Genomic DNA, 25,275 nt, shown 5'->3' with positions numbered 1-25,275 from the left:
TTCAGGTCTGGCAAGGGCTTTACCGCCCCGCCCCGCTGCCCGCAACCATGTGCCGGTGGTAAACCACGATCATCCAGCCCAGCATCGCCGCATTGAGCAGATGCCAGAGAAAATGCGTGCCGATCGGCCAGGCGGCGCAAAGCGGGCCGTCCAGCGCGCGAAAGGTGATCGAAAGCGCCAGCAGCGCCGCGCCCAACGCCAGCCCGCGCGCCACATGCGGCAGCCGGCGACGGAGCGCCAGCGCATATAGCGCGATCAGCAGCGCCACCGCCAGATAGGCGGCCGAGCCGCCGACCCCCGGCAATGGCGCCAGCAGCCAGACCACCAGCGCCGCATAGGGAAAGAACAGCCCCACCCCGAGCAGCGACAGCCCGACCGGCAGGCGCCAATACGCCCGGTTCGCCAGGTAGAGATAGAGCAGCACGAAGACCGCGATTGGCAGAACATCGGCCAGCCCGGCCCAGGCTTGGGCAAATGTATGAAACAGCCCCGAGCCCAGCCCGATCACCGCCAGCACCGCACAGAGCAGCCGCGCCCGGCCCGCCACCCGTGGCCAGAGCCAGAGCGCCACGACAAGAAACGCCAGGTTCGTCACCGCGTTCAGCGGCTCGGCCCAAAGCCCCGGCCCCAGCCGCTCGCAATATCTGTCCACTGGTTGACCCCAATCCACTCCCTGCCCTTCCTCTTGCCGAAAATACCTCGTGCTCGCCCGAACGGCAGGCGCCGCCGGTGGGCAGGGCACGGCCCCGCGCCCCCGCCCCGGCTCACTGGACCGCCGGCCCGATCATGCTAGGCTCTGGCAAAACCTCAAGGGAGAACCGACATGCAACTCATCTGGCTCGGCCACGGCTCCTTCCGGCTCGAGACCGGCGCGGCCAGGATCCTCATCGATCCCTGGCTCACCGGCAACCCGATGCTGGAGGAAAGCCAGCACGAGACGGCCACCGCCGGCGCCACCCATATCCTGCTGACCCATTGCCATTTCGATCACGTGGTCGACGTGCTGCCGCTGGCGCGCCGGCTCGAGATCCCGGTGATCGGCCAGTTCGACGTGATGAAATACTGGGGTGAACACGAGAACGTCGAAACCATCGGCTTCAACAAGGGCGGCACGGTCGAGGCGGCGGGAGTGCATCTCACCATGGTGCCGGCCTCGCACAGCTCGACCTTCGGCTCCGACAGCGGACCGCAGGCGGCCGGCAGCGAGGTGGGCTACATGATCGCGGCCGAGGGCAAGGTGATCTACCTCTCAGGCGATACCACGATCATGGCCGACATGGACTGGATGGGCGATTACCACAAGCCGCAGATCGGCATCCTGTCGGCGGGCGGGCATTTCACCATGGACATGAAGGCCGCGGCCTATGCCGCCAGCCGTTATTTCGATTTCGAGACGGTGATCCCCTGTCACTACCGGACCTTCCCGCTGCTCGAGCAATCGGCCGAGGCGTTGAAAGACGGCCTCCCCGGCGTGAACGTCATCGAACCCGAGATCCTGACCCCGATCACGCTCTGACCGGTTGAATACGCAAGGTATCCTTGGCCTGTTGCGGGCCCGCGGGGTGCCGGCGGGGGGACGTAGACTCCCCGCCGGCACCCCGCGGGCCCGACCGAAGGCTCACAGGAACTCCGCCACCTCCTCGATCGGCCGCGCCGCCAGTTTCAGCGCCTCGCCCAGGTCGACGCTTTTGTTGAACAGCGCCCGGCCCACCACCGCGCCGGACACGTTGCGCACGTATTTCAGCCGCGCCAGATCGTCGAGCGTGCGCACCAGGCCACTGGCGATCACCGGATGGCGCGAGTGCGCCGCCAGGTCGGTGACCAGCGCCAGCGAGGCCTCGGCATCCGACAGATCGCTGTCGATGTCGGTGACCATGATCGCGGCCAAGGGGTCGTCCTTGAAATAATCGATGAAATCTTCCGGCGTGAAGGCCGAGGTTTCGCGCCAGCCATGGGTCATCACCCGGCCCTGGTAGACATCGACCGCCAGAACGATCTGGTCGGGGTGATACTTGGCCGCCGCCTTGACAAGATCGGGCTGGTTCAGCGCCGCGGTGCCGATCACCACCCGCCCCACCCCCATGTCGAGCAGATGCTCGATCCGCTCGCGCGAGCGCACGCCGCCGCCCACCTGCAAGGGCGCCTCGGCGGCACGGATCAGCGCCTGCAACAGCGCATCCTGCGGCGCCCCGCCAGCGACGGCGTCGAAATCGGTCACATGGATCCACTCGGCCCCGGCATGGGCAAAGCGGCGCACGCAGTCGCACGGATCGACATGCCAGATCTGCGGCTCCTCGAGCCGCCCGCGATAGAGACTGACCGGGTGGCCGTTCTGAAGTTCGATGGTCGGAATTAGCTGCATGTCACCCCTCCTTGCCGCATGAGTATAGCATTAGGCGGGCTGGTGCGGGAACGCCGCGCGAAACGCGGCGCTCAAGGGTCTGATTTCGACCTTCGCGGGGCGGCGTCAGCCGGCGCGGCGCAGCGCCATCCCCTGCTCGACCGTGGCGTCGGCGACATGCGCCGGGCTGGTGTCCTGGCGCGCGGCGGCGGCCAGGATGCCGCGCATGGTCTGTTCGAGCTGCGCCAGCCGCTCGGCGACGAAACGCGGCCGGTTCTCGATCCGCAGGATTTCGGTCGCGGCGTTGATGATCCCGCCGCCGTTGGCGACGTAGTCCGGCAGATAGAGGATGCCGCGGGCATGCAGCGCATCGGCGGCGGCGTCATCGGCCAACTGATTGTTGGCCGCGCCGCAGATCATCGAGGCGCGCAGCTCGGGCACGGTCTGGCCGTTCAGGATGCCGCCGATGGCGCAGGGCGCAAAGACATCGGCCACAACCCGGTGGATTTCGTCGGGCGCGGCCAGCTCTGCGCCGAACTTCGCCTGCGCCTCCTCGACCCGGGCCGCCACGGTATCGGCCACGATGAGCTGCGCCCCCTCTCCGGCGAGATAGTCGCAGAGATACCAGCCCACATGGCCCAGTCCCTGCACCGCCACGCGCCGGCCTTTCAGATCGGCGCTGCCGAAGTGCCGCGCCGCGCCGATCTTCAGCGCGTTGAAGACGCCCTGCGCAGTGATCGGCGAGGGATCGCCGCTGGCGAAACGCCCGTCGGCCAGCCCGGCGACGAACTCGGCCTCGCCGGCCAGCACCTTCATGTCCTCCGGGCTCATGCCCATGTCTTCGGCGGTCCAGTAGCGGCCTTCAAGCTCGGCCACCGCACGGCCCATGGCGCGCAGCTTGGCCTCGGTCTTGTCGGTCCGGGGATCGCCAAGGATCACCGCCTTGCCGCCGCCCAGCGGCAGGCCGGCGGCGGCATTCTTGTAGGTCATGCCGCGCGACAGGGCGAGCACATCGGCCAGCGCCTCGTCAAACCCGCGATAGACCCGCATCCTGAGGCCGCCGGCGGCGGGCCCTGCCTGCGTCGAATGTATCGCGATCAGCCCTTCGAGCCCGCTTTCGCGGTCGGTCACCCGGTAGACCTCTTCGTGAGTGCTGCAATCGATCCGTGTCAACATGGCTCTCTCCTCCTGTATGAGAGAATCCTAGCGCGGCACCAGCGCAAAAACTCACCAAAGACCATTGCCGATCCCGGTCGGATTGGTGAAAATCACCAAGACAGCGGAGGCAAATGGTAAATGGACGCTACGGACGCAAAGATCGTGCAGGCCTTGCAGCGTGACGGCCGCCAGCGGCTGGCCGATCTGTCGGAGACCGTCGGCCTCTCGGCCACGCCGCTCGCCCGCCGCATTGCCCGGCTGGAGGAAAGCGGCGTGATCACCGGCTATTCGGCGCGGGTTGATCAGGAAAAGCTCGGGCTGCCGCTCAATGCCTTCATCTTCGTCGAGTTGGAACACCAGAGCCGCGACGCGGTTGCCGCCTTCGAGACGGCGCTGCGACGGTTCGACGAGGTGATGGAATGTTACCTGATGACCGGCACCCGCGATGTGCTGATCCGCGTGGTGGCGCGCGATCTGGCGGCTTTCGACCGGTTCCTCGAGGACGGGCTGATGCAGGTGCCGGGCATCCGCAACATGCGTTCGAGCTTTGCCCTGCGCACGATGATCCGTCGGGATGTTCTGCCGATGTGAGCGGCGGCCGGGAGGCCCCGGATCGGGGTCCGGGGCGCGTACGGCGACATCGACGCGCCAACCGTCCCGGACCCCGATCCGGGACCTCGCGCCTCACGCCCTGAACCGCACACCCTGCCCGCGGCAGCCTAGCCGGTGATCTCGAAGCCAGACACCTCCGGCACCGGCGTGACCGTCTCGACCGAGACGTCGCGCACCGCTGCCGCGCCCGGGCCGGCCCACATGCTGTCGAGCATCTCTTCGACCTTGTCGGGCGGGCCGACGATCAGCGCCGAGACCGAGCCATCGGGGTTGTTGCAGACCCAGCCGCGCAGCCCGAGGTTTTCGGCCTGTCCCTGCGTCCAGGCGCGAAACGCCACGCCCTGCACCCGGCCCATCACCCGGGCCCGCCTGGCAATCTGCTGCGTCATCTCGGGGCTCTCCGTCATAGTTGCGCGGAAAGCTTGCCACGGATCGCCGTCTGGTGAAACCACCCGGGCGGCCTTCGGCGCATCGCCGCCGCGCCAAGCCGCCAAAGGGGCCCCCGCGGCGCCGATTGTCGCGGCTCGGACCACAGATCCAATTGACGATCCGCCCGTTTCACATCATATCCCGATCCATGACAGACCTCGCCCATATTCGCAATTTCTCGATCGTCGCGCATATCGACCACGGGAAATCCACCCTCGCCGACCGGCTGATCCAATCCACCAACACGGTGGCCGAACGGGACATGAAAGAGCAATTGCTCGACGCCATGGATATCGAGCGCGAGCGCGGCATCACTATCAAGGCCAACACCGTGCGGATCGATTACATCGCCCGCAATGGCGAGGCCTATGTGCTCAACCTGATCGACACCCCCGGCCACGTCGACTTTGCCTATGAGGTGTCCCGCTCGATGCGCGCCGTCGAGGGCTCGTTGCTGGTGGTCGATTCGACCCAGGGCGTCGAGGCGCAGACCCTGGCCAATGTCTATCAGGCGATCGATGCCGACCACGAGATCGTGCCGGTGCTCAACAAGATCGACCTGCCGGCCGCCGATTGCGACCGGGTGGCCGAGCAGATCGAGGATGTGATCGGCATCGACGCCTCCGAGGCGGTGCAGGTCTCGGCCAAGACCGGCATCGGCATCGAGGACACGCTCGAGGCCATCGTGCACCGCCTGCCCGCGCCGCAGGGCGACCGCGACCAGCCGCTCAAGGCGATGCTGGTGGACAGCTGGTACGACCCCTATCTCGGCGTTGTCGTGCTGGTGCGGATCATGGATGGCGTGCTGAAAAAGGGCGACCAGATCAAGATGATGCAGACCGGCGCGAAATACGGCGTCGACCGGATCGGCGTCTTCCGCCCCGCGATGACCAAGGTCGACGAGCTGGGGCCGGGCGAGATCGGTTTCATCACCGCCTCGATCAAGCAGGTGCGCGACACCAAGGTCGGCGACACCATCACCCACGAGAAGAAGGGCGCCGAAAAGCCCCTGCCCGGCTTTGCGCCGTCGCAGCCGGTGGTGTTCTGCGGCCTGTTCCCGGTGGATTCGGCGGAATTCGAGGATCTGCGCGACGCGATCGAGAAACTGGCGCTCAACGACGCCTCCTTCAGCTACGAGATGGAGACCTCGGCGGCGCTGGGCTTCGGCTTCCGCTGCGGCTTTCTCGGGCTGTTGCACCTCGAGGTGATCCGCGACCGGATCGAGCGCGAGTATGACATCGAGCTGATCACCACCGCGCCCTCGGTGATCTATCACGTCTACATGAAAGACGGCGCGATGACCGAGTTGCACAACCCGGCCGACATGCCCGACCCCTCGACCGTCGATCACCTGGAAGAGCCGCGCATCAAGGCCACCATCCTTGTGCCCGACGAGTTCCTGGGCGACGTGCTCAAGCTCTGCCAGGACCGCCGCGGCATCCAGCTTGACCTGACCTATGCCGGCAGCCGGGCCATGGTGGTCTATGACCTGCCGCTGAACGAGGTGGTGTTCGACTTCTACGACCGGCTGAAATCGGTGACCAAGGGCTATGCCTCCTTCGATTACCAGATCACCGACTACCGCGAGGACAACCTCGTCAAGATGCAGGTGCTGGTGAATGACGAGCCGGTGGATGCGCTCTCGACAATGGTGCACCGCGACCGCGCCGAGATGCGCGGCCGGGCGATGTGCGAGAAGCTGAAAGAGCTGATCCCGCGCCACATGTTCAAGATCCCGATCCAGGCAGCGATCGGCGGCAAGGTCATCGCCCGCGAGACCCTCTCGGCGCTGCGCAAGGACGTGACGGCGAAATGTTACGGCGGCGATGCGACGCGGAAGAAGAAGCTGCTCGAGAAGCAGAAGGCCGGCAAGAAGAAGATGCGCCAGTTCGGCAAAGTGGATATCCCGCAGGAGGCGTTTATCTCGGCGTTGAAGATGGATGGGTAGCCGTCTTAAAGACAGCTACGAGCAAAGTGGAAACATTACTGGGAAGATTCCAAACGCACTTCTTCCCAGTTGGGGATAAAAAGCGCTGGGGAGCCAGAACCGTGCTCTGCGATATATGCTAGAGATCGAACTAAATCCAAATTTAGTTCGGCCTCTCCGAGTCCCAAGAAGCCCCCAAATGACAGATCGACATTTGTGACTTCGTTCTCGGACACTTTATAGCTTTGAATCTCCCCTAAAAAATCACCTTCGACCGAGTACACTTGCATCCCAGAGAACAAATCGGCGGAAATTAGCGTAAAACTGCCTTCTCGATTTTTGCAATCCACATTGACCAAGCGCACCTCTTCAGGTGCCACCATAACTTGTTCTTCATCTTGGCAAAAACTCACCACGACGCCATCGGAGACATCAATTTCAGTTACTTGACCCCGTCGAGGGTTGGTTTCACTTACCAGCTCCACAAACGCCCCTTTCACTAATCCTGAGCCATTGTGCAACTTCAACATACTCTTTGGATTGGCCTCCTGTTTCTTTTGAACCAGCTTGCTTTGAGAAAGCGTCACCGAGGGAAATATGCTAGGGATTAAGAAACACCCCAAAATCAAAATCTTTGCCACCTGATACATGAATTACCCACCTCCTATCACTTTGTGGAAACTTCACCACAAAATAGTGCCTGTCTCCAGTGCTTACTAAAAAATGCAATGTCGTCTTAGGATGCTCTTTCTTCAATCGATCTACAACATCCAGATTCGAGCCTCGACTCAGCAAGACACGGTTGAGTCTCTCAAACTCAATTTTTGCATTTTCTCGCCCCACGTTTTGGGCTGACACCGTCAAAAACGCACTTACTCCTACAAGTAACAGAACGATTACTGACAGAGGATGCGCGCGCCCCCTGAATTGAGGAAGCAAGTAAAGAATGGCACCAACAGCCCCAACTGCCAAGACCATCAATAAGGAACTCGACGTGAAAGACGACAGACCATGTGACATGATATACTGAATGCTGAAGGAAAGTTCTGCAAGCGGTATGTCGTAAAATTCGTAGTACCCGTCTAGGTAAGAGTAGCCGATGATGTAAGCGGACGCGAGTATCAGAGATCCGATGATCGGAACCATTTTTTCTAACTCCATTTTACGCAATCCTTTTCTCACCCTCATGTGTTTAAAAAATATCCCCAAACGGTACGTGCCGTTATGTACTTCTTAAATTTCAACAAACTCGCATCGATACACTCGACTGAGCGCGACTTAGCATGCTCAAAAAATACCGTTCCCGAACCTCAAAGCACTTCACCCTTCTTAACAACCCATAGTATAACACAACTTCTTGCAACAACCCATAGCGCAACACACGACACATAATCTAAAGACGATACGTGACGCTAAACCACACAGATTTGACCCCCATCCCTCCTCAATCATGCTACCCTCCCCCACACAACCTCGGGGGAGACACACCATGAAACACCTCATCACCGCCGCCCTGCTGGCGTTTTTCGCCAGCCCCGCCGTCGCCTTCCAATGTCCGGCCGACATGGCCGCCATCGACGCCGCGCTGAAGACCGCCAGCCTCAGCGCCACCGACCTCGCGCGCGTCAAGCAGCTCCGTGCCGATGGCGAGGCGCTGCACCGGTCAGGCAGCCATCAGGCCTCGGTCGATGCCCTGGCCGAGGCGCGGGCATTGCTCGGGATCTGAGAAAGTTCGGGACGCGGCTGCGGGGCGCGCTAGAGTCCGGGGCAGAGGTCAAACGGAGGAACCAAACATGTCACATGTCTATCCCGTCACCGAAGTCTACGGCTCGTCCAGCGAGAGCATCGACGATGCCGTGAAACAGGCGATCCGCACCGCCAGCCAGAGCCTGCGCCATGTCGAATGGTTCGAGGTCACCGACATCCGCGGCCATGTGGCCGACGGCGAGGTGGCGCATTTTCAGGTGGGCGTGAAGCTCGGCTTCCGGCTCGAGCGCGACGGCGCCTAGGGAATCGACCGTTCCACGACGCGGCCTGCCGATTGCAGGTCGCGTCCGGCGCCCCGGACCGTCTCGCAGCCGGCGAGCGCGATCAAAGTCACCCCGGCAATCACCAATTTCCACATGCTCCGGCCTCCTGCGGGTTTTGCCCGACAGGCCATAACGCGATGCGCGCGCGTTGAAAAGCCGGCCTTGCCCCTCATGGCGCAATGTCGCGCAAAAGGCCCCGGGTGCAGCGCTCGATCAGCGCCAGCGCCCCGTCGAAATCGCCGGTGAAATAGGGATCGGGCACGTGATCCTCGGGGCCCTCGGCGTAATCGGTCAAGAGCCGCACCGGCGTGTCCGACCCGCCGCGCAGCGCCTCGATGGCATCGAGGTTGTCGGCGTCCATCGCGATGATCAGGTCGAAATCGTCGAAATCCGCCGGCGTGACCTGACGCGCGCGCAGCCGGCTCAGGTCATACCCCCGGGCCCGGGCCGCCGCCTGCATCGGCGGATGCGGCGGGTGGCCCAGGTGCCAATCGCCGGTGCCGGCGCTGTCGAACCGCAGGTCGCGCCCGCCGGCCAGGGCCCGCGCCACACCTTCGGCGGCGGGCGAGCGGCAGATATTGCCGAGACAGACGAAGAGGATGCGGGTGGTCATATGCCTGCGCCTTTGCCAGTATCGCCCCGGGTGTAGCGCGCCCCGCCAGGCGGGGCAATCGACAGCGGCAGGGGGCCGGCATGGGCAGGATCGTCATTCTCACCGGCGCGGGCATTTCGGCCGAAAGCGGGCTGGGCACCTTTCGCGACGAAGGCGGGCTCTGGGCGCGGCACCGGATCGAGGATGTCGCCACCCCGGAGGGCTTTGCCCGCGATCCGGCGCTGGTCCACCGCTTCTACAACATCCGGCGCGCCCAGGCCGCCGCCGCCCGGCCCAATGCCGCCCATGCGGCGCTGGCGCGGCTCGAGGCCGAGAGCAGCGACGTGGTGACCCTCGTCACCCAGAACGTCGACGACCTGCACCGCCGGGCCGGCTCGCATCACGTGTTGCAGATGCACGGCCGGCTGGCGGGCGCGCTCTGCGATGTCTGTGGTCACCAATGGGAGGCGCCGCCCGAGATGGACGAGGAAACCCCCTGCCCGGCCTGTCACCGGGCCGCGGCGCGGCCCGATGTGGTCTGGTTCGGCGAATATCCCCATTACATGGAGGAAATCGCGGCGCTGCTGGCCGAGGCCCGGATATTTGCCGCGATCGGCACCTCGGGGCAGGTCTACCCGGCGGCGGCCTTTGTCGAGGATGCGCGCGCCGCCGGGGCCGAGACGGTGGAGCTGAGCCTCGAGCCCACCGCCGTCTCGCATCTGTTCGATCATTGCCATAGCGGGCCGGCGACCGAGACCGTGCCCCGCTGGGTCGAGAGCCTGCTGGGCTAGCGCCCGGCGGCCGGTCCGACGCCCGAAAGGGGTTAATGCCCCGTCTTGCCGTGATCCGTCTGCTGACGCTCCAGATCGACCGGGATTGCCACTTCGATCTCGCCGGCCCGTTCGAAGGTCAGCGTCACGGTGACGGTGGCGCCCTGCTCGAACGGTGCGGCGAGCCCCATGAACATGACGTGATCGCCGCCCCGCGCCAGCGCATGGCTGCCACCCGCCGGGATGGCAAAGCCCGCCTCGACGTGCGTCATCTTCATCACGCCATCGCCCATGTCCCTGTGGCTGTGCAGCTCGACCCGCGCGGCGGCGTCCGAGCGGATGTCAATCAAGCGGTCCTCGGCACTTCCCTGGTTGTGGATCACCATGAAGGCCGCCCCGGCGCGGGCGTTCGACGCGCGGGCATAGGCGTCTTCGATCAGGATATCCTCTGCCAGCGCCGGGCCGGCCAGAAGGGTTGCGGCAAGCGCCGCGGAAAAACGGGTCAGGGTCATCTGAACCTCCGGAATTTGGGTGTGAGTCATTGGCGAATGGGTCACACCCGGGCCGGCGGCCCCCGGGCGCAGGACGCCGGCTGCACGCGCCCGGCCTCGGCCGTGCCGGGGCTGCGCGCCCGCCCCTGCCGGGTGAAGGCCCGGGCCAGCTCCTCGGGCGTTGCGGCCGGGGCGGCGTCAAACAGCGACAGCGCGCAATCGGGGCAGATGTGCATCGGGCCAACCGGCGCGCCGGTCTCGTCCACCAGCACCCTCAGCGGCCCCGCCCCGGTGCAGAGCACCATTACGCCGACCGGTGGTGGCGCCCCGCGGGCGACCGCCATGCTCTGGCCGGTGAGGCCGAGCAGCAGGGCCAGCAGCAAGCCGGCAAAGAGGCGAGGTTGGGCGCGCATGCGGCCGGGGTAAGCGATTTCCCCGCCGGCTCCAAGAGGCGTTAGTGTCGCTCGCGCGGCATCACCACTTGGTGAGGGGGGCTATTGCGACGGCCGGCGCGCGGGCATGCTTGGCCGGCACCGTTTTCGGAGATCCCGCCATGCTGACCAGACGAACCCTCTTTACCGCCCTGGCCGCCGCGCCGCTTTTGCCCCGTGTTGCGCTGGCCCGCGAGCCTGAGGTCTTTCAGACCGGGGGCGTCGCCATCAATGGCGCCGATCCGGTGGCCTATTTCACCACCGGCGGGCCGGTTCTCGCCGAAGGTCGCTTTGCCGCCGACTGGAACGGCGCGACCTGGCATTTCGCGCGCGCCGAGGATCGCGACGCCTTTGCCGCCGAGCCGGCACGCTACGCGCCGCAATTCGGCGGCTACTGCGCCTTTGCCGCCTCGCGCGGCTATCTCGCGCCCACCATCCCCGAAGCCTGGACGGTCTACGAAGGCCGGCTCTATCTCAACGCCAACCTGCGCGCCCGAGAGCTCTGGCTGGAGGATGTGCCGGGCAATATCGCCAAGGGACGGGCCAACTGGCCGGGCATCCTCGGCTGAGGCGGTCCCAGCCGCCGCCAATCACCGCGCGCCGCCCCCGGCGCCGGTCGCCTATTGCCAGGCCTGCTCGCCCGGAGGCGAGACGATGAGGTGACGGGCGTTGCGGGTGCGCAGGGTGCTTTCGACGTGAAAATCCAGCAGCTCGCCCAGCAGCGCCTGCTTGTCCGCCGCATGCACCGGATCGTCCCAGAGATTCACCCGCTCGCCGGGATCGGCCACCAGATCAAAGAGCTGGCCCGCCTCCGAGCCGTTGAAATGCACCAGCTTGTGGCTGGTCGAGCGGACCATGGTGAGATAGCTCGCGCCGGTCATGTTCACATCGCCGGCCTGTTCGCAAAAAACATGGCTGCGGCCGTCAAAGGGCTTGCCCTCCAACACCGGGTTCAGGCTTTCGGCCTCGAAACTGGCATCCGGCGTCACTCCGGCCCATTCCAGGATCGTCGGTCCGAGATCGAAGAGCTGCACCATCTCGGACACCTCGCGCCCGCCCTCGAAACGGCCCGGCGCCGAGACGATCATCGGCACCCGGGTCACCGCGTCATAAGGCGCCCATTTCTGGCTCAACCCGTGATCGCCCAGATTGTCGCCGTGGTCCGAGGTGAAGATGACGATGGTATTGTCCATGTTGCCGCGAGCCTCGAGCGCATCGAGGATATGGCCGACCTGGGTGTCGATCATCTCCATGTTGGCATAATAATAGGCCCGCATGCGCTTGAGCTCTTCTTGCGTGGGCTTCAGTTTCCACGCCACGCTGTCATGGTCGACCTCGACGTCGTGCTGGCGTTTCTCGATCCAGGGCGCGGCCAGCGCGGCCAGTTCCTCGTCCGAAACCTCGGGCAGCGGCACGTCGCGCGCCATGTATTTCTCGGCCATCTCCGGCGTCGGGTCATAGGGCGGATGCGGCCCGGGGAACCCGATGGTGAGAAACAGCGGCTTGTCCACCGGCTTGGTCTCCAGCCACCAGCATGTGGTCTCGCCGATGAAGTTGTCCGATTGCAGCGCCGCCGGCAGATCCCAGGTAAAGGCACCGAGGCGGTCCTTGTAATCGGGACGTTTGCGGTAGGTCTCGCGCTGCTGCTTTTTCAGCCCGTGCGAGGCCAGCGCCTTGTCCCATTCGTCGAAGAACCACCGGCCCTCCATGTAGCGGTCCTTGTTCTCGACCACGTAGCGTTCGTGGAAGCCGGCCTTGGCGTCATAGGGAATGGTGTGCATCTTGCCGATATTGACGCAGTGATAGCCGGCCCGCGCCAGATCGCTGACCCAGGTGCGGCTCCAGGGCTGGCCATTGGCCAGCACGCCATTGGTGTGCGGGTAATAGCCGGTAAAGAGCGAGGCCCGGCACGGTACGCAGGAAGGCGCAGTGACATGGCATTGTTCGAAGCTGACGCCGGTGGTCACCAGCCGGTCGATGTTGGGCGTGTCCATATGGGAGGCGCCCAGCGCGGCGATGGTGTCATACCGCTGCTGATCGGTGATGATGAAGACGATGTCGGGCTTCGGAGCTGTCATGGTCGGCTTTCAGAGTTTGAGGGTGTAGAAACGGTCGGCCAGCACGTCGAGATGGCTTTGCATCGCGGTGCGGGCGGCGTCGGAGGCGCCGCGCTCGATGGCGCGCAGGATCACCCGGTGATCCTCGGCCGAACGGCGGCGGTTGTCGGGATGGCGGGTCTGGTCGTACCAAAAGGCCCACATCTCGCTCTCGCGCATCCGCCAGAGATGGCCGACAAAGCCGGCCAGCACGTCATTTCCGGCGGCCTGGGCGATGAGATCGTGAAACTTGGCATCGGCGGCGTCGAAGGCGGCGACATTGTCGATGTTGGCGGCAAGCTCGTCGTTGGTTCTGGCCATCAGCGCGATCTGCTCGGGCGTCGCATGGGCGGCGGCCAGCGCGGCGGTCTCGGCCTCGATCAGACGGCGGGCGGCCAGCACCGCCGAGGGCGGCGCGGCATCGGGCTCGTAGATCGGCGCCGCGCCGCGAGAGGCCGCATCGCGCACGAAGACGCCGGCGCCGACGCGGATCTCGATCATCTGCATGATCTCCAGCGCCAGCAACGCCTCGCGGACCGTGGTGCGGCTCACGTCGAGGGTCTGCGCCAGCTCGCGTTCCGGCGGCAGGCGTTCGCCGGCGGCATATTCGCCCTTTTCGATTTCCCCCGCCAGGTGGCGGGCAATCTCGAGATACCGGCGGCTTCCAGTTGGCAGGTTCAGGAAATTCACGACGGTTCCTCCGCTTGCTTGGCCCGCGCCCGGGCGCCCAGGCGCGCCGCGATATAAGGCCAGATCACCGTGATCAAGGCCAGCGCCAGGAACAGCAGCGCATAGGGTCGCGTCAGGATCTCTGCCAGGTTGCCGTCGGACATCATCAACGAGGCGCGCAGCTGTTCTTCGGCGATGGGCGAAAGCACGAAGCCGATGACAAAGGGCCCGAGCGGCACCCGGCAATATTCCAGCCCCAGCCCGACAAGACCAAAGCCGATCATCACCCAGACATCCGAGAAGCTGGAGTTCACCGCATAGGATCCGGTGACGCAGAACACCAGGATCACCGCCATCAGCCCAGAGCGCGGCAGTTGCACGATACGGGCAATGTAGCGCACCGCGCCCCACATCAGCATCAGCATCAGTACATTGGCCACCAGGTAGGCCGCGATGATGCCATAGGCGATCTCGGGCGCGTTCTGGAACAGCAAAGGCCCCGGTTGCAGATTGTGGATGGTCAGCGCGCCGATCAGGATCGCCTCGGTCACCGAGCCGGGAATGCCCATGGTGATCAGCGGGATGAGCGCGCCGCCGATCGAGGCATTGTTGGCGCTTTCGGCGGCCACAACGCCGGGCTCGTGCCCGGTGCCGAACTTCTCGGGCTCTTTCGAGAGCTGCTTTTCGGTGGAATAGGACACCAGCGCGGCGATATTTGCGCCAATGCCGGGCAGCAGGCCGATCCAGGTGCCGATGACCGAGCCGCGCAGCAGTTTGGGTGCATAGCCGAGATCGCTGCGATAGATCGGCAGCTTGGACTTGGGCATGTCCATCCTGCCGCTTTCCTGCGGCGTGGCGGCATCGCGCAGGATCTGACTGATCGCAAAGGCCCCGATCAGCACCGGCAAGAGCCCGAAGCCCGACAGCATGGCGCTCGAGCCGAAGGTGAGCCGCGCCTGCCCGATCGAACTGTCGATACCGGGCAGCGCAAAGGCCATGCCCAGCGCGGCGGCCATCAGCCCCTTGACCATCGAGCCCTGCGACAGCACCGCCAGCATCACCAGCGCCATCAGCACCAGGGTGAAATATTCCCAGGGTCCGAATTGCAGGGCAAAGCGCGCGAGCGCCGGAGACATGCCGGCGAGGAACCCCCAGGAGATGATGCCGCCCACCACCGAGGCCATGATGCCCAGCGCGAGCGCGCGTTCGGCAAAACCGTTCTGCGCCATCGGATAGCCGTCGAAGGTGGTGACGATCGAGGCCGGCGTGCCGGGCATCCTCAGCAGGATCGCGGTGATCAGCCCGCCCGAAATGCCGCCGACATATTCGCCGATCAACAGGGTCACCGCGCTCACCGGATCCATGTGGAAGGTGAGCGGCAGGGTCAGGGCGATCAGCATCGATGCGGTGAGGCCCGGAATGGCGCCGACGACGATGCCGAGACCGGTGCCGACGGCCAGAAACAGCAGATTTTGCCACTCAGCGAGGGCGAGGAAGGCGTCAAGCATGGGTCAGCCGATCGAGATATAGAGAAAGCGTTCGAGGATGGTCGAGATCGCCAGCGACAGCACCAGACCGACGGCGGCAAAGACCGCCAGGTTCACCCAGCTGCGCGCGCCGATGACGAGGCCGGTGGCGGTCACGAAGACGGTGGTCGCGGGCACGAAGGGCATGCGGCCGAAATCGAGCGCGGCGACATAGAGCACCAGGGCGACGAAGACCAGCGCGCCGCGCCGTGGATCGGCGCCGGAGGGTGCCGCCGCACTGGCCTGCCCGGCGCGCAGACGCAGCAGGGCGCGGATCACCAGGATCACCGCGAAAAAGATCAGCAGCGTCCCGAGGATGCGCGGCAGCGCCGCCGATCCCAGCGGCTCGAAACGCGGCGGCGGCAGTTCGGCCGCACCGATGAACAATAGCGCCGCCCCCGCCGCCACCAGTGCGGCGAGAATGACGTCGGCGATGGTCTGGCGTGTCGCGTCGCGCAAGGCTCGGCCTCCCCTCTCAGGCATCGCGCCGGCGGGCCACAGCCCGGCCCGCCGGCGCGGGGATCAGTTGATCGTGGCCGCCACGGCCTTCAACGCCTCGAGCTGCTTTTCGGCATCGGCCATGGCCGCGTCTCCGGGCGTCCAATAGGGCTCGAGCGTGTTGTTACGGAAATACTCGACGATCTCGGGATCATTGATTGCCGCTTCCAGCGCCGATGCCAGCTCGGCCACATGGGCATCCGGGGTCGAGGCCGGCGCCAGCCACCAGTTCGGGTTGGCCCAGCTCACGTCATAGCCCAGCTCGGTCGCGGTCGGCACATCGGGCATGTCGGGCAGACGCTCGCGACCGAAATAGACCAGCGCTTTCAGCCCCTCGCCCTGGGCGAGATATTCCGACGCGGCAAAGAGCGCGATATCGGCATTGCCACCCAGCACCAGCCGCAGCCGGTCGGCCCCGGAATTGGCGGTGACGTAGCGGGTCTCGAAGCCGGCTTCATTGGCCAGCATGGCACCAACGAAATGCGGAATGGTGCCGATGCCCACCGCCTCGATCAGACTGCGCGGATTTTCCTTGAGATGCGCGATCAGGTCTTCGAGCGTGTCGAATTCGCTGTCCTCGCTGACCACCCAGACCGGGCTGCCGCCGCCGGTGTAGCCGATCGACTTGAAATCCTCGAGCCCGAAATCGCCCAGCCCCATCGCCATGGCGATCAGCGCCTGGTGGTGCCAATGCACGATGGTGTGGCCATCGTCATCGCCCCGGCGCATCCGGTTGACGGCATTGGCCCCGGCCCCGCCATCGGCATTGACCACCGCCATCGGCTGGCTCAGCAGGCCCTTTTCCTGGATCTTGTCGCCGATCAGACGGGCCACCACGTCGGTCCGACCGCCGGGCTTGAACGGCACGATGACCTCGAGCGGCTTGGCGGGGAAATCCTGCGCCTGGGCCGCGCCGGCGCCAATTGGTCCAACCGGAAGGGCCAAAGCTGCGACACCCAGCCCCAAGATCGCAATGAATTTTCGTGTATTAAGCAATATTCCGTCCTCCCACATTGAAAATTTGCCAATTTATGGCATATTGGACCAACCGATATAGGGAAAACCTCAAATTGTCCAGACCAATATCCGACACCACCGAAAAACCGAACATCCTGCTGGTGATGACCGATCAGCATGCGGCCCGGGCGCTTGGCGCGGCGGGGGACCCGGCGGCACAGACGCCGGCCCTCGATGCGCTGGCCGCGCGCGGCACAAGGTTCAGCAATGCCTATTGCCCTGCCCCGCTCTGCGTGCCCTCGCGCATGGCTTTTCTCACCGGGCTCGAGCCGCATGTCTCGGGTGTGCGCAGCAACGACGATTTCCTGCCCTCCGACATCCCAACCCTTGCCCATGCCATGGGTGCCGCCGGGTATGACACCCGGCTGATCGGGCGGATGCACTTTTACGGCCCCGATCAGCACCACGGTTTTGGCGCCCGCCCGATCGGCGATATCGGCGCCGGCTGGCCCGGCGCCGGGGCGCCGGATATCGGCGCACTCACCGGGGCGCGCGGCAACCGCGGCGCCGAATTGCCGGGGTCGGGCATGGGCGAGACCTCGTATCAGGCCTATGACCACGCGGTCACCGAAATGGCCGAACGCACGCTGGACGAGGTGATCGCCCGGCGCGATGCCGAAGGCCGGCCGTTCTTTGCGCTGGTCAGCCTGTTCTGCCCGCACCCGCCATATATCGCCACGCCGGAGGATTACCGGGCGATTGCGCCCGGGGTCGGCCCGCCGCGCCTGGCCGCACCGGCGACCCGACATCCCGCCCTTGCCGAATGGGCCGAAGCCGGCGCGGTGGATACCGTGCCCGAGGATGCCGTGATGCGCAGCCGGGCGGCCTATTACGGGCTGGTGCGGATGATCGACCGTCTGGCGGGGCGAGCGATCGACAAGGTGGCGGCCCGCGCGGACACCCTGGTGATCTATGTCTCGGATCACGGCGAGGCGCTTGGCGAGCGCGGCCTGTGGTGGAAGAGCACCTTTCATGACGAAAGCGCCAAGGTGCCGATGATCCTGGCCGGCCCCGGGATCGAGGCCGGCGCGGTGGATGATCGCGTGGTCAGCCTCTGCGACCTGTCAGCCACGCTGCTGGCGCGCAGCGGCGCCGCGCCCCTGCCCGGCCAGATCGGGCGCGATTTGATGCAACGGGCCGACTGGCACAACCAGGTCACCGCCAGCTATTATGGCGGCCTGATGAACATCCGCACCGGCCCGCAACGCCACCGGATGCTGCGCCGCGACCGGTTCAAGCTGTGCTGGTACGATGGCTATGCGCCACAGCTCTTTGACATGCGGGACGACCCGGATGAGCTGACCGACCTCGCAACCCAACGCCCCGAGCTGGTCGCCGAACTCGCCGCCGTGCTGATGCAGGGCTGGGATCCCGCCGCCATTGCCCGCGCGCAAGAGAGGGCGAAGCAACGCAACGCCCTCCTGCGAAGCTGGGTCGGCGCGACCGCCCCGGCGGAACATCTGCGCTGGCGCGATCCGTCACCGGAGCGCAACCGCTATCTCGCCAGCGGGCACTAACCGCCAGAGGTCAATGCGGCGCCGCCGGATCGTCATCGGCGGCAAAAAGATGCGCGCGGGCGGGGTCGAACTCCAGGTCGATGGCTTCGCCGGGCTCGAAAATCCGATCCTCGTCAAAGGCGGCGATGAACTTGGTGCCATCCTTCAGGGTCATGTCGACGACGGTCTCGGTGCCCAGCCGCTCCGACAGGTTGACGGTGCCATGCAGCAGGCCGCGCCCCGGCTCGGTGGCCGAGACATGTTGCGGCCGGATGCCCAGAACCGCGTGCGGCTGACCATCGATCCGGCCCTTGTGAGCGACGGCAAGCGGCTCCAGCGCCGCGTTCGAGACGCGTGCCTCGCGGCCGTCCCGCGCGTCGACCGACACCTCGAGAAAGTTCATCGACGGCGCCCCGAGAAAGCCTGCGACAAAGCGGTTGGCGGGCTCGTGGAACAGCTCCATCGGGGTGCCGACCTGCATGACCTTGCCGTCCTTCAACACCACGATCTTGTCGGCCAGCGTCATCGCCTCGACCTGATCGTGGGTGACATAGACCATCGTCGCGTTCAGGTGCTTGTGCAGCTTGCCGATCTCCATCCGCATGTCCATGCGCAGCGCCGCGTCGAGGTTCGACAGCGGTTCGTCGAACAGGAAAACCTTGGGCTTGCGCACGATGGCGCGGCCGATGGCAACCCGCTGGCGCTGGCCTCCCGAAAGCTGGCTGGGCCGACGGTCGAGCAGATGCTCCATCTGGAGAACCCGGGCGGCCTCGGCCACCTTTTCCTCTTTCTCGGCCTTGGAGGCGCCGGCAATGGTCAGCCCGAACGCCACGTTCTCGCGCACGGTCATATGCGGAAAGATCGCGTAGGACTGGAACACCATGGCGATGCCGCGTTCCTTGGGCGGCAGGTCGTTGACCCTCTGACCGTCGATCTCGAGCGTGCCGGCGGTGATGTCCTCGAGCCCCGAAATCATCCGCAACAGGGTCGACTTGCCACAGCCCGACGGGCCGACGAAAACGGTGAACTCGCCGTCCTCGATCTCCAGATCGACCCCCTTGATGACATAGGCGTTGCCATAGCTCTTGCGAATGTCGGTGAGTTTCAGAGTTGCCATAGCCGTTTACTCCGCAGCTTTCGGCGGCTGCTCGACGCGGAGCAGCCCGTTGTCGTCGAGGGTGACCGGCGCGGGATCGAGCACGAAGCCGCCGAACTCGCCATCCGGCGCGTAGTCGTTGAACCCGAGGATCACGAGCCCCTCGCCGGTGTCCACGATCCGCGCCGCGTAGCGAAAGCAGGGCAGCGCGCCGTCAAGGAAATTGCCGGGCGCGATCTTCCACGGGCCGCGCGGCCCCTCGCCGATCAGGTAATGGTTGCCGGTGACCGGACCGCTGGGCGTCGCTTCGGCCTGCGCCTTGCTGAAATGTTCGGCGGCGGTGCAGAACAGGCAGAACCAATGGCCCTGGTGCTGAAACACCTGCGGCACCTCCAACTGGCCGAAGCCGCCGGTAAAGACCGGTGGCTGAAGCGTCCAGGTCTTGAGGTCGGGCGATGTGGCAAAGCCCACGGCGCCGCCGGCGTTGGGTTCCTTGATGCCCGGTGCGCGGGCGGTGAAATACATCAGCCAGCCCGCGCCCTCGGGGTCGCGCATCACCCAGGGATCGCGCATCGCGCGGTCGTGCCAGAAGCCCCTGGCGTGATCCGCCTCGTAGTGCCGGGCATTCGGCCCGGTGAGATCGAGGCAAAGCCCGTCTTCCGCCCGCTCCCAGCTGTGCATATCGTGCGAGGTGGCATGGCCGATGCGCTGATAGAGCCCGTCCTCGGCCCGCGCGGTGCCGGTGTAGAACAGGTGCCAGAGGCCATCGCCGTCCTGCACCACGGAGCCGGTCCAGGTGGTGTAATCGTCGAAGGCAGGCCCCTCGGAGGGGGTCAGGCAGGTGCCCAAGTGCTCCCAGGTCACCAGATCGTCGCTGACCGCATGGCCCTGGCTCACGTTGAAGTGGCGCAGGTCGGGGTTGCCCAGCGACTTGGGCGCCTTCAGGAAATATCCGTGCCAGCGGGCGCCGTCGTGGGCGTACCAGCTGTCCCAGATCCAGTGATTTTCGAGTGCGATGGTCATAGTGAGTTCCTCAGCCCTTCACACCGGTCGAAGCGATCGACGAGATGAAGGCGCGTTGCATGACAAGATAGAAGGCGATGACCGGAACGGAGATCAGGGTGAGATAGGCCATCACCTCGCCCCAGGCGATTTGCAGTTGGAAGAAGTAGCCCAAGCCCACCATGACCGGGCGATGCGCCTCGTCCTGCACCACGATCAGCGGCCAGAGGTATTGCTCGTTGTACATCTTCAGCGATTTCAGAATGGCGGCGGTGGCCAGCACCGGGCCGGAGAGCGGCATGACGATCCGGCGGTAGACGGTGAACCAGCTTGCGCCCTCCACCCGCGCCGCCTCGATCAGTTCGCGCGGCAGATCCTTGAAGAACTGCACGAAGAGAAAGATCGTCAGCGCATCGACGATCCAGGGGATCACCTGCACGCGGTAGGTGTTGAGCCAGCCGAACTCCAGCCCCTCCCAGCCGATCCAGGGCAGTTTCGACACAAAGAGCAAAAGCGGCACCGCGATGGTCTCGAAGGGGATGATCAGGGTCGCGACGATCACCGAAAGCAGCACGCCGCGCCCGCTCCAGTCGAGAAAGACGAAGGAAAACGCCGCCAGCGAACAGAGCAGGATCGACAGCACCACGGTGACGATGGTGATCCCCACCGAGTTCATCATGAACAGCCCGATGGGCGCGCGGTCGAAGGCCTTGTAATAATTGTCGAGGCTGATATCGCCTACCGGAAGGAAGGCGCGGATGCTCGAGGTGTCGGCCAGAAGCTGCTGATCGGGCTTCAGGCTCGAGACCACCATGAAGACCAGCGGGAACAGGAAGATGAGGGCCACGAGGATCAGCGTCGCATAGCGCGCTGCCAGCCGCAGGCCGCGGTTGTCGGAGGTGACGAGGGCCATCAGTTGCGCTCCCGGGTCAGAAAGGCCTGAACGGCCGAAATCATCAGGACCATGAGGAACAGGATGACCGAGATCGTCGCGCCCCCGGAAATGTCCTGCTTGCCATAGCCGCGTTCGACGGTCTGGAAGACCAGCGTCTGGGTGGAATCGAGCGGGCCGCCATTGGTCATCACGTCGATCTGCGCAAAGACCGCGAAGCTCTGCATGGTGATGACGATCAGCACCAGAACGGCGGTGTTCCGCAGCCCCGGCCAGGTGACATAGCGGAAGGTCTGCCACTTGCTGGCGCCTTCGATCGCCGCCGCCTCATAGAGCGTGGGCGAGATGGTTTGCAGCCCGGCGAGCCAGATCACCATGTGAAAGCCCACCGCCTGCCAGGCCGACATGGCGATGATCGATCCCAGCGCCGTGTCGGTCGAGCCCAGCCAGTCGACGGGCGTGAAGGCACCAAAGGTCAGCGCTTCAAGGATGTTGTTCAACAGCCCTTCGTTGCCGGAATAGATAAAGCGCCAGAGCAGCGAGATCACCACGATCGAGATCACCACCGGCATGAAATAAATCGTGCGGAAGGCGTTGATGCCGCGCAGCTTCTGATTGATCAGCAGGGCCAGCAACAGCGCCCCGCCGCCTTGCAAGGGCACGATGAACAGCGCGAAGGTCAACGTGTTGACCAGCGCCTTCATGAAGACCACGTCGCTTGCGATCACCACCTTGGCCTTGTCGCCCCAGTGCCAACGGAACCATTCGCGCATGCCGCGATACTGCGGAAACTCGTCCGAACGGGTGATGCTGCGGACCCGGGGATATGCGATGGCACCGTCATCGTCGCGGCGGATCTCTCCTGCTTCGTCACGCTCCGGCTCCAGCGTCAGGACCGAGACGCTGAGCAGATCGGCATAGTTCTTCAGCCCCACGAACTCGGTCGGGTTGGGCGAGACAAGCCGCTGATTTGTCAGCGAAAGCCAGAAGGCAAAGAAAAACGGCACGATGATGAACAGAAACAGGAGCGAGAAGCCCGGCAGCGCAAAAAGCCACCCGGCACGGTTCGACCGTGTCAGCTTGCTAGACATGAGAGTCCCTCGGGGTTGGGTGGGGGCCGCCACGGCGACCCCCGATGGGGCTTAGTGGCCGTAGCCCTGGTTGGCCTCGATATCGTCGTCGATCTCGTCCACTGCGGCATCCAGCGTGTCGGCCACATCCGCGCCATTGGCGATATCGGAAAGCGCCTTCTCGAACACCTTGGCGGCCACCACGTAGCCGGGGCTGACCGGACGCACCAGCGCCTGTTCGGCGGAGAGGTCGAAGAACACCGCCAACGGGCCGCCCTCGGCATAACTCTCGGTCATCTGGGCGGCCTCCTTGGTGGCCGGGATCAGGCCGATGCCGTCCGAGAATGCGGCGAGGTATTCGTCTTGCAGCGCGTGTTCGACAAAGGCCGCCGCACCTTCGGGATGCTCGCAGGCGCTGGATACGCCGAACTGCCACGAGGCGGCACCGATGGTGGAGCCGTTGCCGAAATCGGGCGCCGGCAGGAATACCACGTCATCCGCGTTCTCGACGCTGGCCAGCGTGTTGGCCGCGGCCCAGTTGCCGTTCCACGAAAAGGCGTATTTGCCCTCGATGAAGCCGCTGTCGCGGTCTGCCGGATCCTGGCTGGTGCCGGGGGCGTAGCCCTCTGCAAACAGCGATTGCCACCATGCGCCGAATTCCATGGCCGCCTCGCCGTTCAGCGCGCCTTCCGCGGTCTGATAGCCGTCCCGGTCGACAATGTCACCGCCAAAGCTTTGCAGGAAGGGCGAGAAGGCATAGGGATACCATTCGCCGGTCCAGGCGGTTCCGAGATCGAGCGCGAAGTCATAATTGCCCGAGGCCTTCGCGGCCTCCAGCGCGCCCATGAATTCCTCTTTCGTCCAGGGCTCTTCCAGCGACGGGGTGCGCAGGCCCAATTCGTCCAGCGTGGACTGGCGGGCATAAAGCGCAACGGCGGCATCCCAGAGACCGACCGAATAGATCTCGCCATCCCAGCGGCCGATGGTGGCGTCCAGGTGGCCGTCGATTGCCTCTTGGCTGATCGGCAGCGGCTGAAGATAGCCGGCCCAGGCCCAGTTCGGCATCACCGGCCCGTCGACATCGAGGATGCAGGGCAGATTGCCGGCCAGGGCCGAGGCGACGACGCTGTCGTTGTAGCTTTCCTGCGGGAAACTTTCGACGGTGACCTGCCAGTCCTCCTGCGCGCCGTTGAAATCCTCGATAATGCCGCCCAGGATGTTGCTTTCCACCTCGTTGCCGGCGCCGTGATACCACAGCGTCAACTCGGTCTGGGCGCTGGCCATGCCGGCCAGGGCGGTGGACGCGACCAGCGCGCCAAGGGTCAGTTTCGTGCGTTGCATAAAGTTCTCCTCCCGTGAGACTGCATTCAGAGTTCGGTGAGAGCGGTCACCGAGGACCGCCAGACGACCGGTCCCTGCACCAGCAGGGGATCGTCGGATGCGGGGACGTCGCCCCCGATCATGTCAAGAAGCCGTGCCGCCGTGTGCCGGCCCATGTCGATGTAGGGCAGCTCGACAGTAGTCAGATGCGGGTGCAGCATCTCGGCGATGCTGCGATGATCGTCGTAACCCGCAACCGAGATATCTTCGGGCACCCGCAGGCCCCGGCTGCGCAGCAGGCCATAGACCCGCATCGCCATTTCGTCGTTGCCGCAGCAGATCACGCTCGGCGGCTGGTCCAGTGTGAGCAGGTGCTCCAGCGCCTCGGTCAGCGCCGCGCTCTGCATTTCGCGCCCGATCACATAGCCGGCCTCGACCAGCACCGGATCATAGGGCAGCCCCGCCTCGGCCAGCGCGGCCTTGTAGCCCTCGAGACGCAACCGACCGGCGGGCATGGCCTGATCCAGCGTCAGAAAGCCGATCCGGCGGTGTCCGGCCGCGATCAGCCGCGCCACCAGCGCCTGCTGGCCGGCGGCATCGTCGGGCAGGACGCAGGGGGTGCCGCGATCGTCGTAGCAATTGGTCAGCAGCGTCGGGCAATTCGCGCCGCTCAGATCCAGATCGACGGCGCGGTGATGGTCGGCGACATAGATCAATCCTTCGACCCGGTGCTGGGCAAAGGTCGCGGCAAGCATCGGCACGGTTGACGGCGATCCGCCGGTGTCGGCAATCATCAGGATCTTGCCCCGCTCGGCCATCTCGCGCTGGATCGCCTGAACGATCAGCATGTCGGGCAGGCCGCGGGTTTCGGTGCCATGGGGCGTGGCAGAAATCGCGCCGGTGATCAGCCCGATCAGCCCCGACCGGCTGGATCGCATCATCCGCGCCGCCTGAGACGGAACATAGCCCAGTTCGGAAATGGCCCTGGCGACCTTGGTGCGGGTCTTTTCATTGACCGGGGCGTCACCGTTCAGAACACGCGAAACGGTTTTTGGCGACACTCCGGCCAGCTTCGCGACGTCGTAAATGGTTGCCACCCTGCCCCCTCCTGAAGTGCGTCATCAATTATGACACCGGTGTCATGACATCGGTGTCATACGGGATGCGTCCCGGCTGAGTCAACCTTTTTCAGATGCCACCAAGCCTGCGTGTGACGAGAAATGCCGGGCTTTCACGCTTATCCGATGTGCCGACGGCATCAGCCCACATGGCAAGCACCGCACCCCCAAGGCTACCGGGTGTGCGGTTCAAGGATCGGAGAACCATGCAAAAATCGCAGCGGAGCCGGCAGGCGGCGGTCCTGACTCGGGGGTCTGCGGTACGCTCAGCTGCTGCGGAAGACGTGCACGGCGCAGGGCGAGTGGCGGACCACTCTGGCGGCGGTCGAGCCCAACAGATAATCGCTGAAATCCGGCTGATGCGAGCCGATCACGATGCAATCGACCCCGTGGTCGGAGGAATAATCGATCAGCGTGCGATAGGTGTGGCCGCGCACGATTCTGGCCGTGATGCCTTCGATATGGGCAGTCTTTTCCGCCATCAGCTGCCGCGCCCGATCAAACCCGTCGCGCACCGCGTCATCGCCGAGATATGCGCTGACCGACGAGGGCGGCGCCTCGAAGACATGCAGAGCGACGATCTCGGCCCCGGGATTGCAGAGCGCCTGCGCAATCTCGAGCATCTGTGGCGAAATCCCGTGATCGAGCGCCATGGCCACCAGTATCTTGTTGTACATATCGGTCTCCTTGGGTC

At 65.0% G+C, this 25,275-nt stretch carries 30 protein-coding genes; 8 read left to right on the top strand and 22 right to left on the bottom strand.

Going from position 1 to position 25,275, the window contains the following annotated elements:
- Positions 1-19 precede the first annotated feature (19 nt).
- Positions 20-670: a ceramidase domain-containing protein gene (locus BMW90_RS02000; protein ID WP_074834586.1), complete on the bottom strand. Its 651-nt coding sequence runs from the start codon at positions 668-670 to the stop codon at positions 20-22.
- Between the two features lie 153 nt (positions 671-823).
- Here BMW90_RS02000 and BMW90_RS01995 point away from each other — a divergent pair, with 153 nt between their 5' ends.
- Positions 824-1,516, top strand: a complete 693-nt coding sequence (locus BMW90_RS01995; protein WP_074834584.1) for a metal-dependent hydrolase — start codon at positions 824-826, stop codon at positions 1,514-1,516.
- Positions 1,517-1,618: 102 nt separating this feature from the next.
- Here the strand turns inward: BMW90_RS01995 and BMW90_RS01990 are convergent, their stop codons facing one another.
- Both BMW90_RS01990 and BMW90_RS01985 read right to left on the bottom strand, forming a co-directional pair.
- Entirely contained in the window at positions 1,619-2,362 is a 744-nt protein-coding gene (locus tag BMW90_RS01990; RefSeq protein WP_048530239.1) for a 1-(5-phosphoribosyl)-5-[(5-phosphoribosylamino)methylideneamino]imidazole-4-carboxamide isomerase, read from the bottom strand.
- 105 nt (positions 2,363-2,467) lie between these two features.
- Positions 2,468-3,517 (bottom strand): Glu/Leu/Phe/Val family dehydrogenase, encoded by a 1,050-nt coding sequence (locus tag BMW90_RS01985; RefSeq protein WP_074834582.1) that lies wholly within the window; start codon positions 3,515-3,517, stop codon positions 2,468-2,470.
- Positions 3,518-3,637: 120 nt separating this feature from the next.
- Here BMW90_RS01985 and BMW90_RS01980 point away from each other — a divergent pair, with 120 nt between their 5' ends.
- Positions 3,638-4,090, top strand: a complete 453-nt coding sequence (locus tag BMW90_RS01980; RefSeq protein WP_048530233.1) for an Lrp/AsnC family transcriptional regulator — start codon at positions 3,638-3,640, stop codon at positions 4,088-4,090.
- Between the two features lie 128 nt (positions 4,091-4,218).
- On the opposite strand, the gene BMW90_RS01975 is transcribed toward BMW90_RS01980, so the two are convergent.
- Complete coding sequence (locus BMW90_RS01975; protein ID WP_048530231.1) at positions 4,219-4,500, bottom strand: acylphosphatase; 282 nt, start codon at positions 4,498-4,500, stop codon at positions 4,219-4,221.
- A gap of 188 nt (positions 4,501-4,688) precedes the next feature.
- Here BMW90_RS01975 and lepA point away from each other — a divergent pair, with 188 nt between their 5' ends.
- Entirely contained in the window at positions 4,689-6,488 is a 1,800-nt protein-coding gene (gene lepA, locus BMW90_RS01970; protein WP_048530228.1) for a translation elongation factor 4, read from the top strand.
- 35 nt (positions 6,489-6,523) lie between these two features.
- On the opposite strand, the gene BMW90_RS26250 is transcribed toward lepA, so the two are convergent.
- Both BMW90_RS26250 and BMW90_RS26245 read right to left on the bottom strand, forming a co-directional pair.
- Positions 6,524-7,117 (bottom strand): hypothetical protein, encoded by a 594-nt coding sequence (locus tag BMW90_RS26250; protein WP_139211167.1) that lies wholly within the window; start codon positions 7,115-7,117, stop codon positions 6,524-6,526.
- The gene (locus BMW90_RS26245; RefSeq protein ID WP_139211165.1) at positions 7,068-7,628 is read right to left on the bottom strand and encodes a hypothetical protein; all 561 of its coding nucleotides are present in this window, start codon (positions 7,626-7,628) and stop codon (positions 7,068-7,070) included. The genes BMW90_RS26250 and BMW90_RS26245 overlap by 50 nt, the downstream gene beginning before the upstream one ends.
- A gap of 328 nt (positions 7,629-7,956) precedes the next feature.
- Here BMW90_RS26245 and BMW90_RS01965 point away from each other — a divergent pair, with 328 nt between their 5' ends.
- Together BMW90_RS01965 and BMW90_RS01960 are read left to right on the top strand one after the other, a co-directional pair.
- On the top strand, positions 7,957-8,193 hold the full coding sequence (locus BMW90_RS01965; protein WP_074834581.1) for a hypothetical protein: 237 nt from the start codon (positions 7,957-7,959) through the stop codon (positions 8,191-8,193).
- A 67-nt stretch (positions 8,194-8,260) separates the two neighbouring features.
- Positions 8,261-8,476 (top strand): dodecin, encoded by a 216-nt coding sequence (locus BMW90_RS01960; protein WP_048530224.1) that lies wholly within the window; start codon positions 8,261-8,263, stop codon positions 8,474-8,476.
- On the opposite strand, the gene BMW90_RS01955 is transcribed toward BMW90_RS01960, so the two are convergent.
- Positions 8,473-8,592 (bottom strand): entericidin A/B family lipoprotein, encoded by a 120-nt coding sequence (locus BMW90_RS01955; protein ID WP_074834579.1) that lies wholly within the window; start codon positions 8,590-8,592, stop codon positions 8,473-8,475. The two genes, BMW90_RS01960 and BMW90_RS01955, sit on opposite strands and share 4 nt — an antisense overlap.
- Before the next feature lie 74 nt (positions 8,593-8,666).
- Positions 8,667-9,110, bottom strand: coding sequence for a low molecular weight protein-tyrosine-phosphatase (locus BMW90_RS01950; protein ID WP_074834578.1), 444 nt, complete (start codon positions 9,108-9,110; stop codon positions 8,667-8,669).
- Positions 9,111-9,190: 80 nt separating this feature from the next.
- On the opposite strand from BMW90_RS01950, the gene BMW90_RS01945 reads away from it, so the two are divergent.
- Entirely contained in the window at positions 9,191-9,880 is a 690-nt protein-coding gene (locus tag BMW90_RS01945) for an NAD-dependent deacylase (RefSeq protein WP_074834576.1), read from the top strand.
- A gap of 32 nt (positions 9,881-9,912) precedes the next feature.
- Here the strand turns inward: BMW90_RS01945 and BMW90_RS01940 are convergent, their stop codons facing one another.
- Positions 9,913-10,371 (bottom strand): copper chaperone PCu(A)C, encoded by a 459-nt coding sequence (locus BMW90_RS01940; RefSeq protein WP_074834575.1) that lies wholly within the window; start codon positions 10,369-10,371, stop codon positions 9,913-9,915.
- Positions 10,372-10,412: 41 nt separating this feature from the next.
- Complete coding sequence (locus BMW90_RS01935) at positions 10,413-10,763, bottom strand: hypothetical protein (protein ID WP_074834573.1); 351 nt, start codon at positions 10,761-10,763, stop codon at positions 10,413-10,415.
- Between the two features lie 140 nt (positions 10,764-10,903).
- Between BMW90_RS01935 and BMW90_RS01930 the strand changes: the two genes are divergently transcribed.
- A complete protein-coding gene (locus BMW90_RS01930) occupies positions 10,904-11,350 on the top strand; it encodes a YHS domain-containing (seleno)protein (protein WP_048530217.1) in 447 nt (148 codons plus the stop codon).
- A 51-nt stretch (positions 11,351-11,401) separates the two neighbouring features.
- On the opposite strand, the gene BMW90_RS01925 is transcribed toward BMW90_RS01930, so the two are convergent.
- The 5 genes from BMW90_RS01925 to BMW90_RS01905 form a co-directional block, all read right to left on the bottom strand.
- Entirely contained in the window at positions 11,402-12,859 is a 1,458-nt protein-coding gene (locus BMW90_RS01925) for a sulfatase family protein (RefSeq protein ID WP_074834571.1), read from the bottom strand.
- A gap of 9 nt (positions 12,860-12,868) precedes the next feature.
- Positions 12,869-13,567, bottom strand: a complete 699-nt coding sequence (locus BMW90_RS26080) for a FadR/GntR family transcriptional regulator (RefSeq protein ID WP_048530213.1) — start codon at positions 13,565-13,567, stop codon at positions 12,869-12,871.
- Positions 13,564-15,054 (bottom strand): tripartite tricarboxylate transporter permease, encoded by a 1,491-nt coding sequence (locus BMW90_RS01915; RefSeq protein ID WP_074834570.1) that lies wholly within the window; start codon positions 15,052-15,054, stop codon positions 13,564-13,566. Before BMW90_RS01915 ends, BMW90_RS26080 begins: the two co-directional genes overlap by 4 nt.
- Positions 15,055-15,057: 3 nt before the next feature.
- A complete protein-coding gene (locus BMW90_RS01910) occupies positions 15,058-15,531 on the bottom strand; it encodes a tripartite tricarboxylate transporter TctB family protein (RefSeq protein ID WP_074834568.1) in 474 nt (157 codons plus the stop codon).
- 63 nt (positions 15,532-15,594) lie between these two features.
- Positions 15,595-16,566, bottom strand: a complete 972-nt coding sequence (locus BMW90_RS01905) for a Bug family tripartite tricarboxylate transporter substrate binding protein (protein WP_170850497.1) — start codon at positions 16,564-16,566, stop codon at positions 15,595-15,597.
- A 74-nt stretch (positions 16,567-16,640) separates the two neighbouring features.
- On the opposite strand from BMW90_RS01905, the gene BMW90_RS01900 reads away from it, so the two are divergent.
- A complete protein-coding gene (locus BMW90_RS01900; protein ID WP_074834565.1) occupies positions 16,641-18,104 on the top strand; it encodes a sulfatase-like hydrolase/transferase in 1,464 nt (487 codons plus the stop codon).
- A gap of 10 nt (positions 18,105-18,114) precedes the next feature.
- Here the strand turns inward: BMW90_RS01900 and BMW90_RS01895 are convergent, their stop codons facing one another.
- The 7 genes from BMW90_RS01895 to BMW90_RS01865 form a co-directional block, all read right to left on the bottom strand.
- Positions 18,115-19,200 (bottom strand): ABC transporter ATP-binding protein, encoded by a 1,086-nt coding sequence (locus BMW90_RS01895; RefSeq protein WP_074834563.1) that lies wholly within the window; start codon positions 19,198-19,200, stop codon positions 18,115-18,117.
- Positions 19,201-19,206: 6 nt separating this feature from the next.
- Positions 19,207-20,202, bottom strand: coding sequence for a glycoside hydrolase family protein (locus BMW90_RS01890; protein ID WP_074834562.1), 996 nt, complete (start codon positions 20,200-20,202; stop codon positions 19,207-19,209).
- Positions 20,203-20,212: 10 nt separating this feature from the next.
- A complete protein-coding gene (locus tag BMW90_RS01885) occupies positions 20,213-21,094 on the bottom strand; it encodes a carbohydrate ABC transporter permease (protein WP_048530200.1) in 882 nt (293 codons plus the stop codon).
- The gene (locus BMW90_RS01880; RefSeq protein WP_074834560.1) at positions 21,094-22,164 is read right to left on the bottom strand and encodes a carbohydrate ABC transporter permease; all 1,071 of its coding nucleotides are present in this window, start codon (positions 22,162-22,164) and stop codon (positions 21,094-21,096) included. The genes BMW90_RS01885 and BMW90_RS01880 overlap by 1 nt, the downstream gene beginning before the upstream one ends.
- Positions 22,165-22,215: 51 nt before the next feature.
- Positions 22,216-23,484 (bottom strand): sugar ABC transporter substrate-binding protein, encoded by a 1,269-nt coding sequence (locus BMW90_RS01875; RefSeq protein ID WP_048530196.1) that lies wholly within the window; start codon positions 23,482-23,484, stop codon positions 22,216-22,218.
- A 26-nt stretch (positions 23,485-23,510) separates the two neighbouring features.
- Positions 23,511-24,560: a LacI family DNA-binding transcriptional regulator gene (locus BMW90_RS01870; protein WP_074834559.1), complete on the bottom strand. Its 1,050-nt coding sequence runs from the start codon at positions 24,558-24,560 to the stop codon at positions 23,511-23,513.
- Positions 24,561-24,847: 287 nt separating this feature from the next.
- Positions 24,848-25,258, bottom strand: a complete 411-nt coding sequence (locus tag BMW90_RS01865; RefSeq protein WP_074834557.1) for a universal stress protein — start codon at positions 25,256-25,258, stop codon at positions 24,848-24,850.
- Between the last annotated feature and the right edge of the window lie 17 nt (positions 25,259-25,275).

Origin of the sequence: Marinovum algicola (assembly GCF_900109145.1) — a bacterium.
GTDB classification, from domain to species: Bacteria; Pseudomonadota; Alphaproteobacteria; order Rhodobacterales; family Rhodobacteraceae; genus Marinovum; species Marinovum algicola.
This window is presented reverse-complemented; position numbering and strand designations above follow the sequence as displayed.

Excerpts from the sequence above, each read along its gene's own strand:
- BMW90_RS01995 (WP_074834584.1), top strand. The coding sequence starts at position 824 with ATGCAACTCATCTGGCTCGGCCACGGCTCCTTCCGGCTCGAGACCGGC.
- BMW90_RS01990 (WP_048530239.1), bottom strand. The coding sequence starts at position 2,362 with ATGCAGCTAATTCCGACCATCGAACTTCAGAACGGCCACCCGGTCAGT.
- BMW90_RS01985 (WP_074834582.1), bottom strand. The coding sequence starts at position 3,517 with ATGTTGACACGGATCGATTGCAGCACTCACGAAGAGGTCTACCGGGTG.
- BMW90_RS01980 (WP_048530233.1), top strand. The coding sequence starts at position 3,638 with ATGGACGCTACGGACGCAAAGATCGTGCAGGCCTTGCAGCGTGACGGC.
- BMW90_RS01975 (WP_048530231.1), bottom strand. The coding sequence starts at position 4,500 with ATGACGCAGCAGATTGCCAGGCGGGCCCGGGTGATGGGCCGGGTGCAG.
- lepA (WP_048530228.1), top strand. The coding sequence starts at position 4,689 with ATGACAGACCTCGCCCATATTCGCAATTTCTCGATCGTCGCGCATATC.
- BMW90_RS26250 (WP_139211167.1), bottom strand. The coding sequence starts at position 7,117 with ATGTATCAGGTGGCAAAGATTTTGATTTTGGGGTGTTTCTTAATCCCT.
- BMW90_RS26245 (WP_139211165.1), bottom strand. The coding sequence starts at position 7,628 with ATGGAGTTAGAAAAAATGGTTCCGATCATCGGATCTCTGATACTCGCG.
- BMW90_RS01965 (WP_074834581.1), top strand. The coding sequence starts at position 7,957 with ATGAAACACCTCATCACCGCCGCCCTGCTGGCGTTTTTCGCCAGCCCC.
- BMW90_RS01960 (WP_048530224.1), top strand. The coding sequence starts at position 8,261 with ATGTCACATGTCTATCCCGTCACCGAAGTCTACGGCTCGTCCAGCGAG.
- BMW90_RS01955 (WP_074834579.1), bottom strand. The coding sequence starts at position 8,592 with ATGTGGAAATTGGTGATTGCCGGGGTGACTTTGATCGCGCTCGCCGGC.
- BMW90_RS01950 (WP_074834578.1), bottom strand. The coding sequence starts at position 9,110 with ATGACCACCCGCATCCTCTTCGTCTGTCTCGGCAATATCTGCCGCTCG.
- BMW90_RS01945 (WP_074834576.1), top strand. The coding sequence starts at position 9,191 with ATGGGCAGGATCGTCATTCTCACCGGCGCGGGCATTTCGGCCGAAAGC.
- BMW90_RS01940 (WP_074834575.1), bottom strand. The coding sequence starts at position 10,371 with ATGACCCTGACCCGTTTTTCCGCGGCGCTTGCCGCAACCCTTCTGGCC.
- BMW90_RS01935 (WP_074834573.1), bottom strand. The coding sequence starts at position 10,763 with ATGCGCGCCCAACCTCGCCTCTTTGCCGGCTTGCTGCTGGCCCTGCTG.
- BMW90_RS01930 (WP_048530217.1), top strand. The coding sequence starts at position 10,904 with ATGCTGACCAGACGAACCCTCTTTACCGCCCTGGCCGCCGCGCCGCTT.
- BMW90_RS01925 (WP_074834571.1), bottom strand. The coding sequence starts at position 12,859 with ATGACAGCTCCGAAGCCCGACATCGTCTTCATCATCACCGATCAGCAG.
- BMW90_RS01915 (WP_074834570.1), bottom strand. The coding sequence starts at position 15,054 with ATGCTTGACGCCTTCCTCGCCCTCGCTGAGTGGCAAAATCTGCTGTTT.
- BMW90_RS01895 (WP_074834563.1), bottom strand. The coding sequence starts at position 19,200 with ATGGCAACTCTGAAACTCACCGACATTCGCAAGAGCTATGGCAACGCC.
- BMW90_RS01890 (WP_074834562.1), bottom strand. The coding sequence starts at position 20,202 with ATGACCATCGCACTCGAAAATCACTGGATCTGGGACAGCTGGTACGCC.
- BMW90_RS01885 (WP_048530200.1), bottom strand. The coding sequence starts at position 21,094 with ATGGCCCTCGTCACCTCCGACAACCGCGGCCTGCGGCTGGCAGCGCGC.
- BMW90_RS01880 (WP_074834560.1), bottom strand. The coding sequence starts at position 22,164 with ATGTCTAGCAAGCTGACACGGTCGAACCGTGCCGGGTGGCTTTTTGCG.
- BMW90_RS01875 (WP_048530196.1), bottom strand. The coding sequence starts at position 23,484 with ATGCAACGCACGAAACTGACCCTTGGCGCGCTGGTCGCGTCCACCGCC.
- BMW90_RS01865 (WP_074834557.1), bottom strand. The coding sequence starts at position 25,258 with ATGTACAACAAGATACTGGTGGCCATGGCGCTCGATCACGGGATTTCG.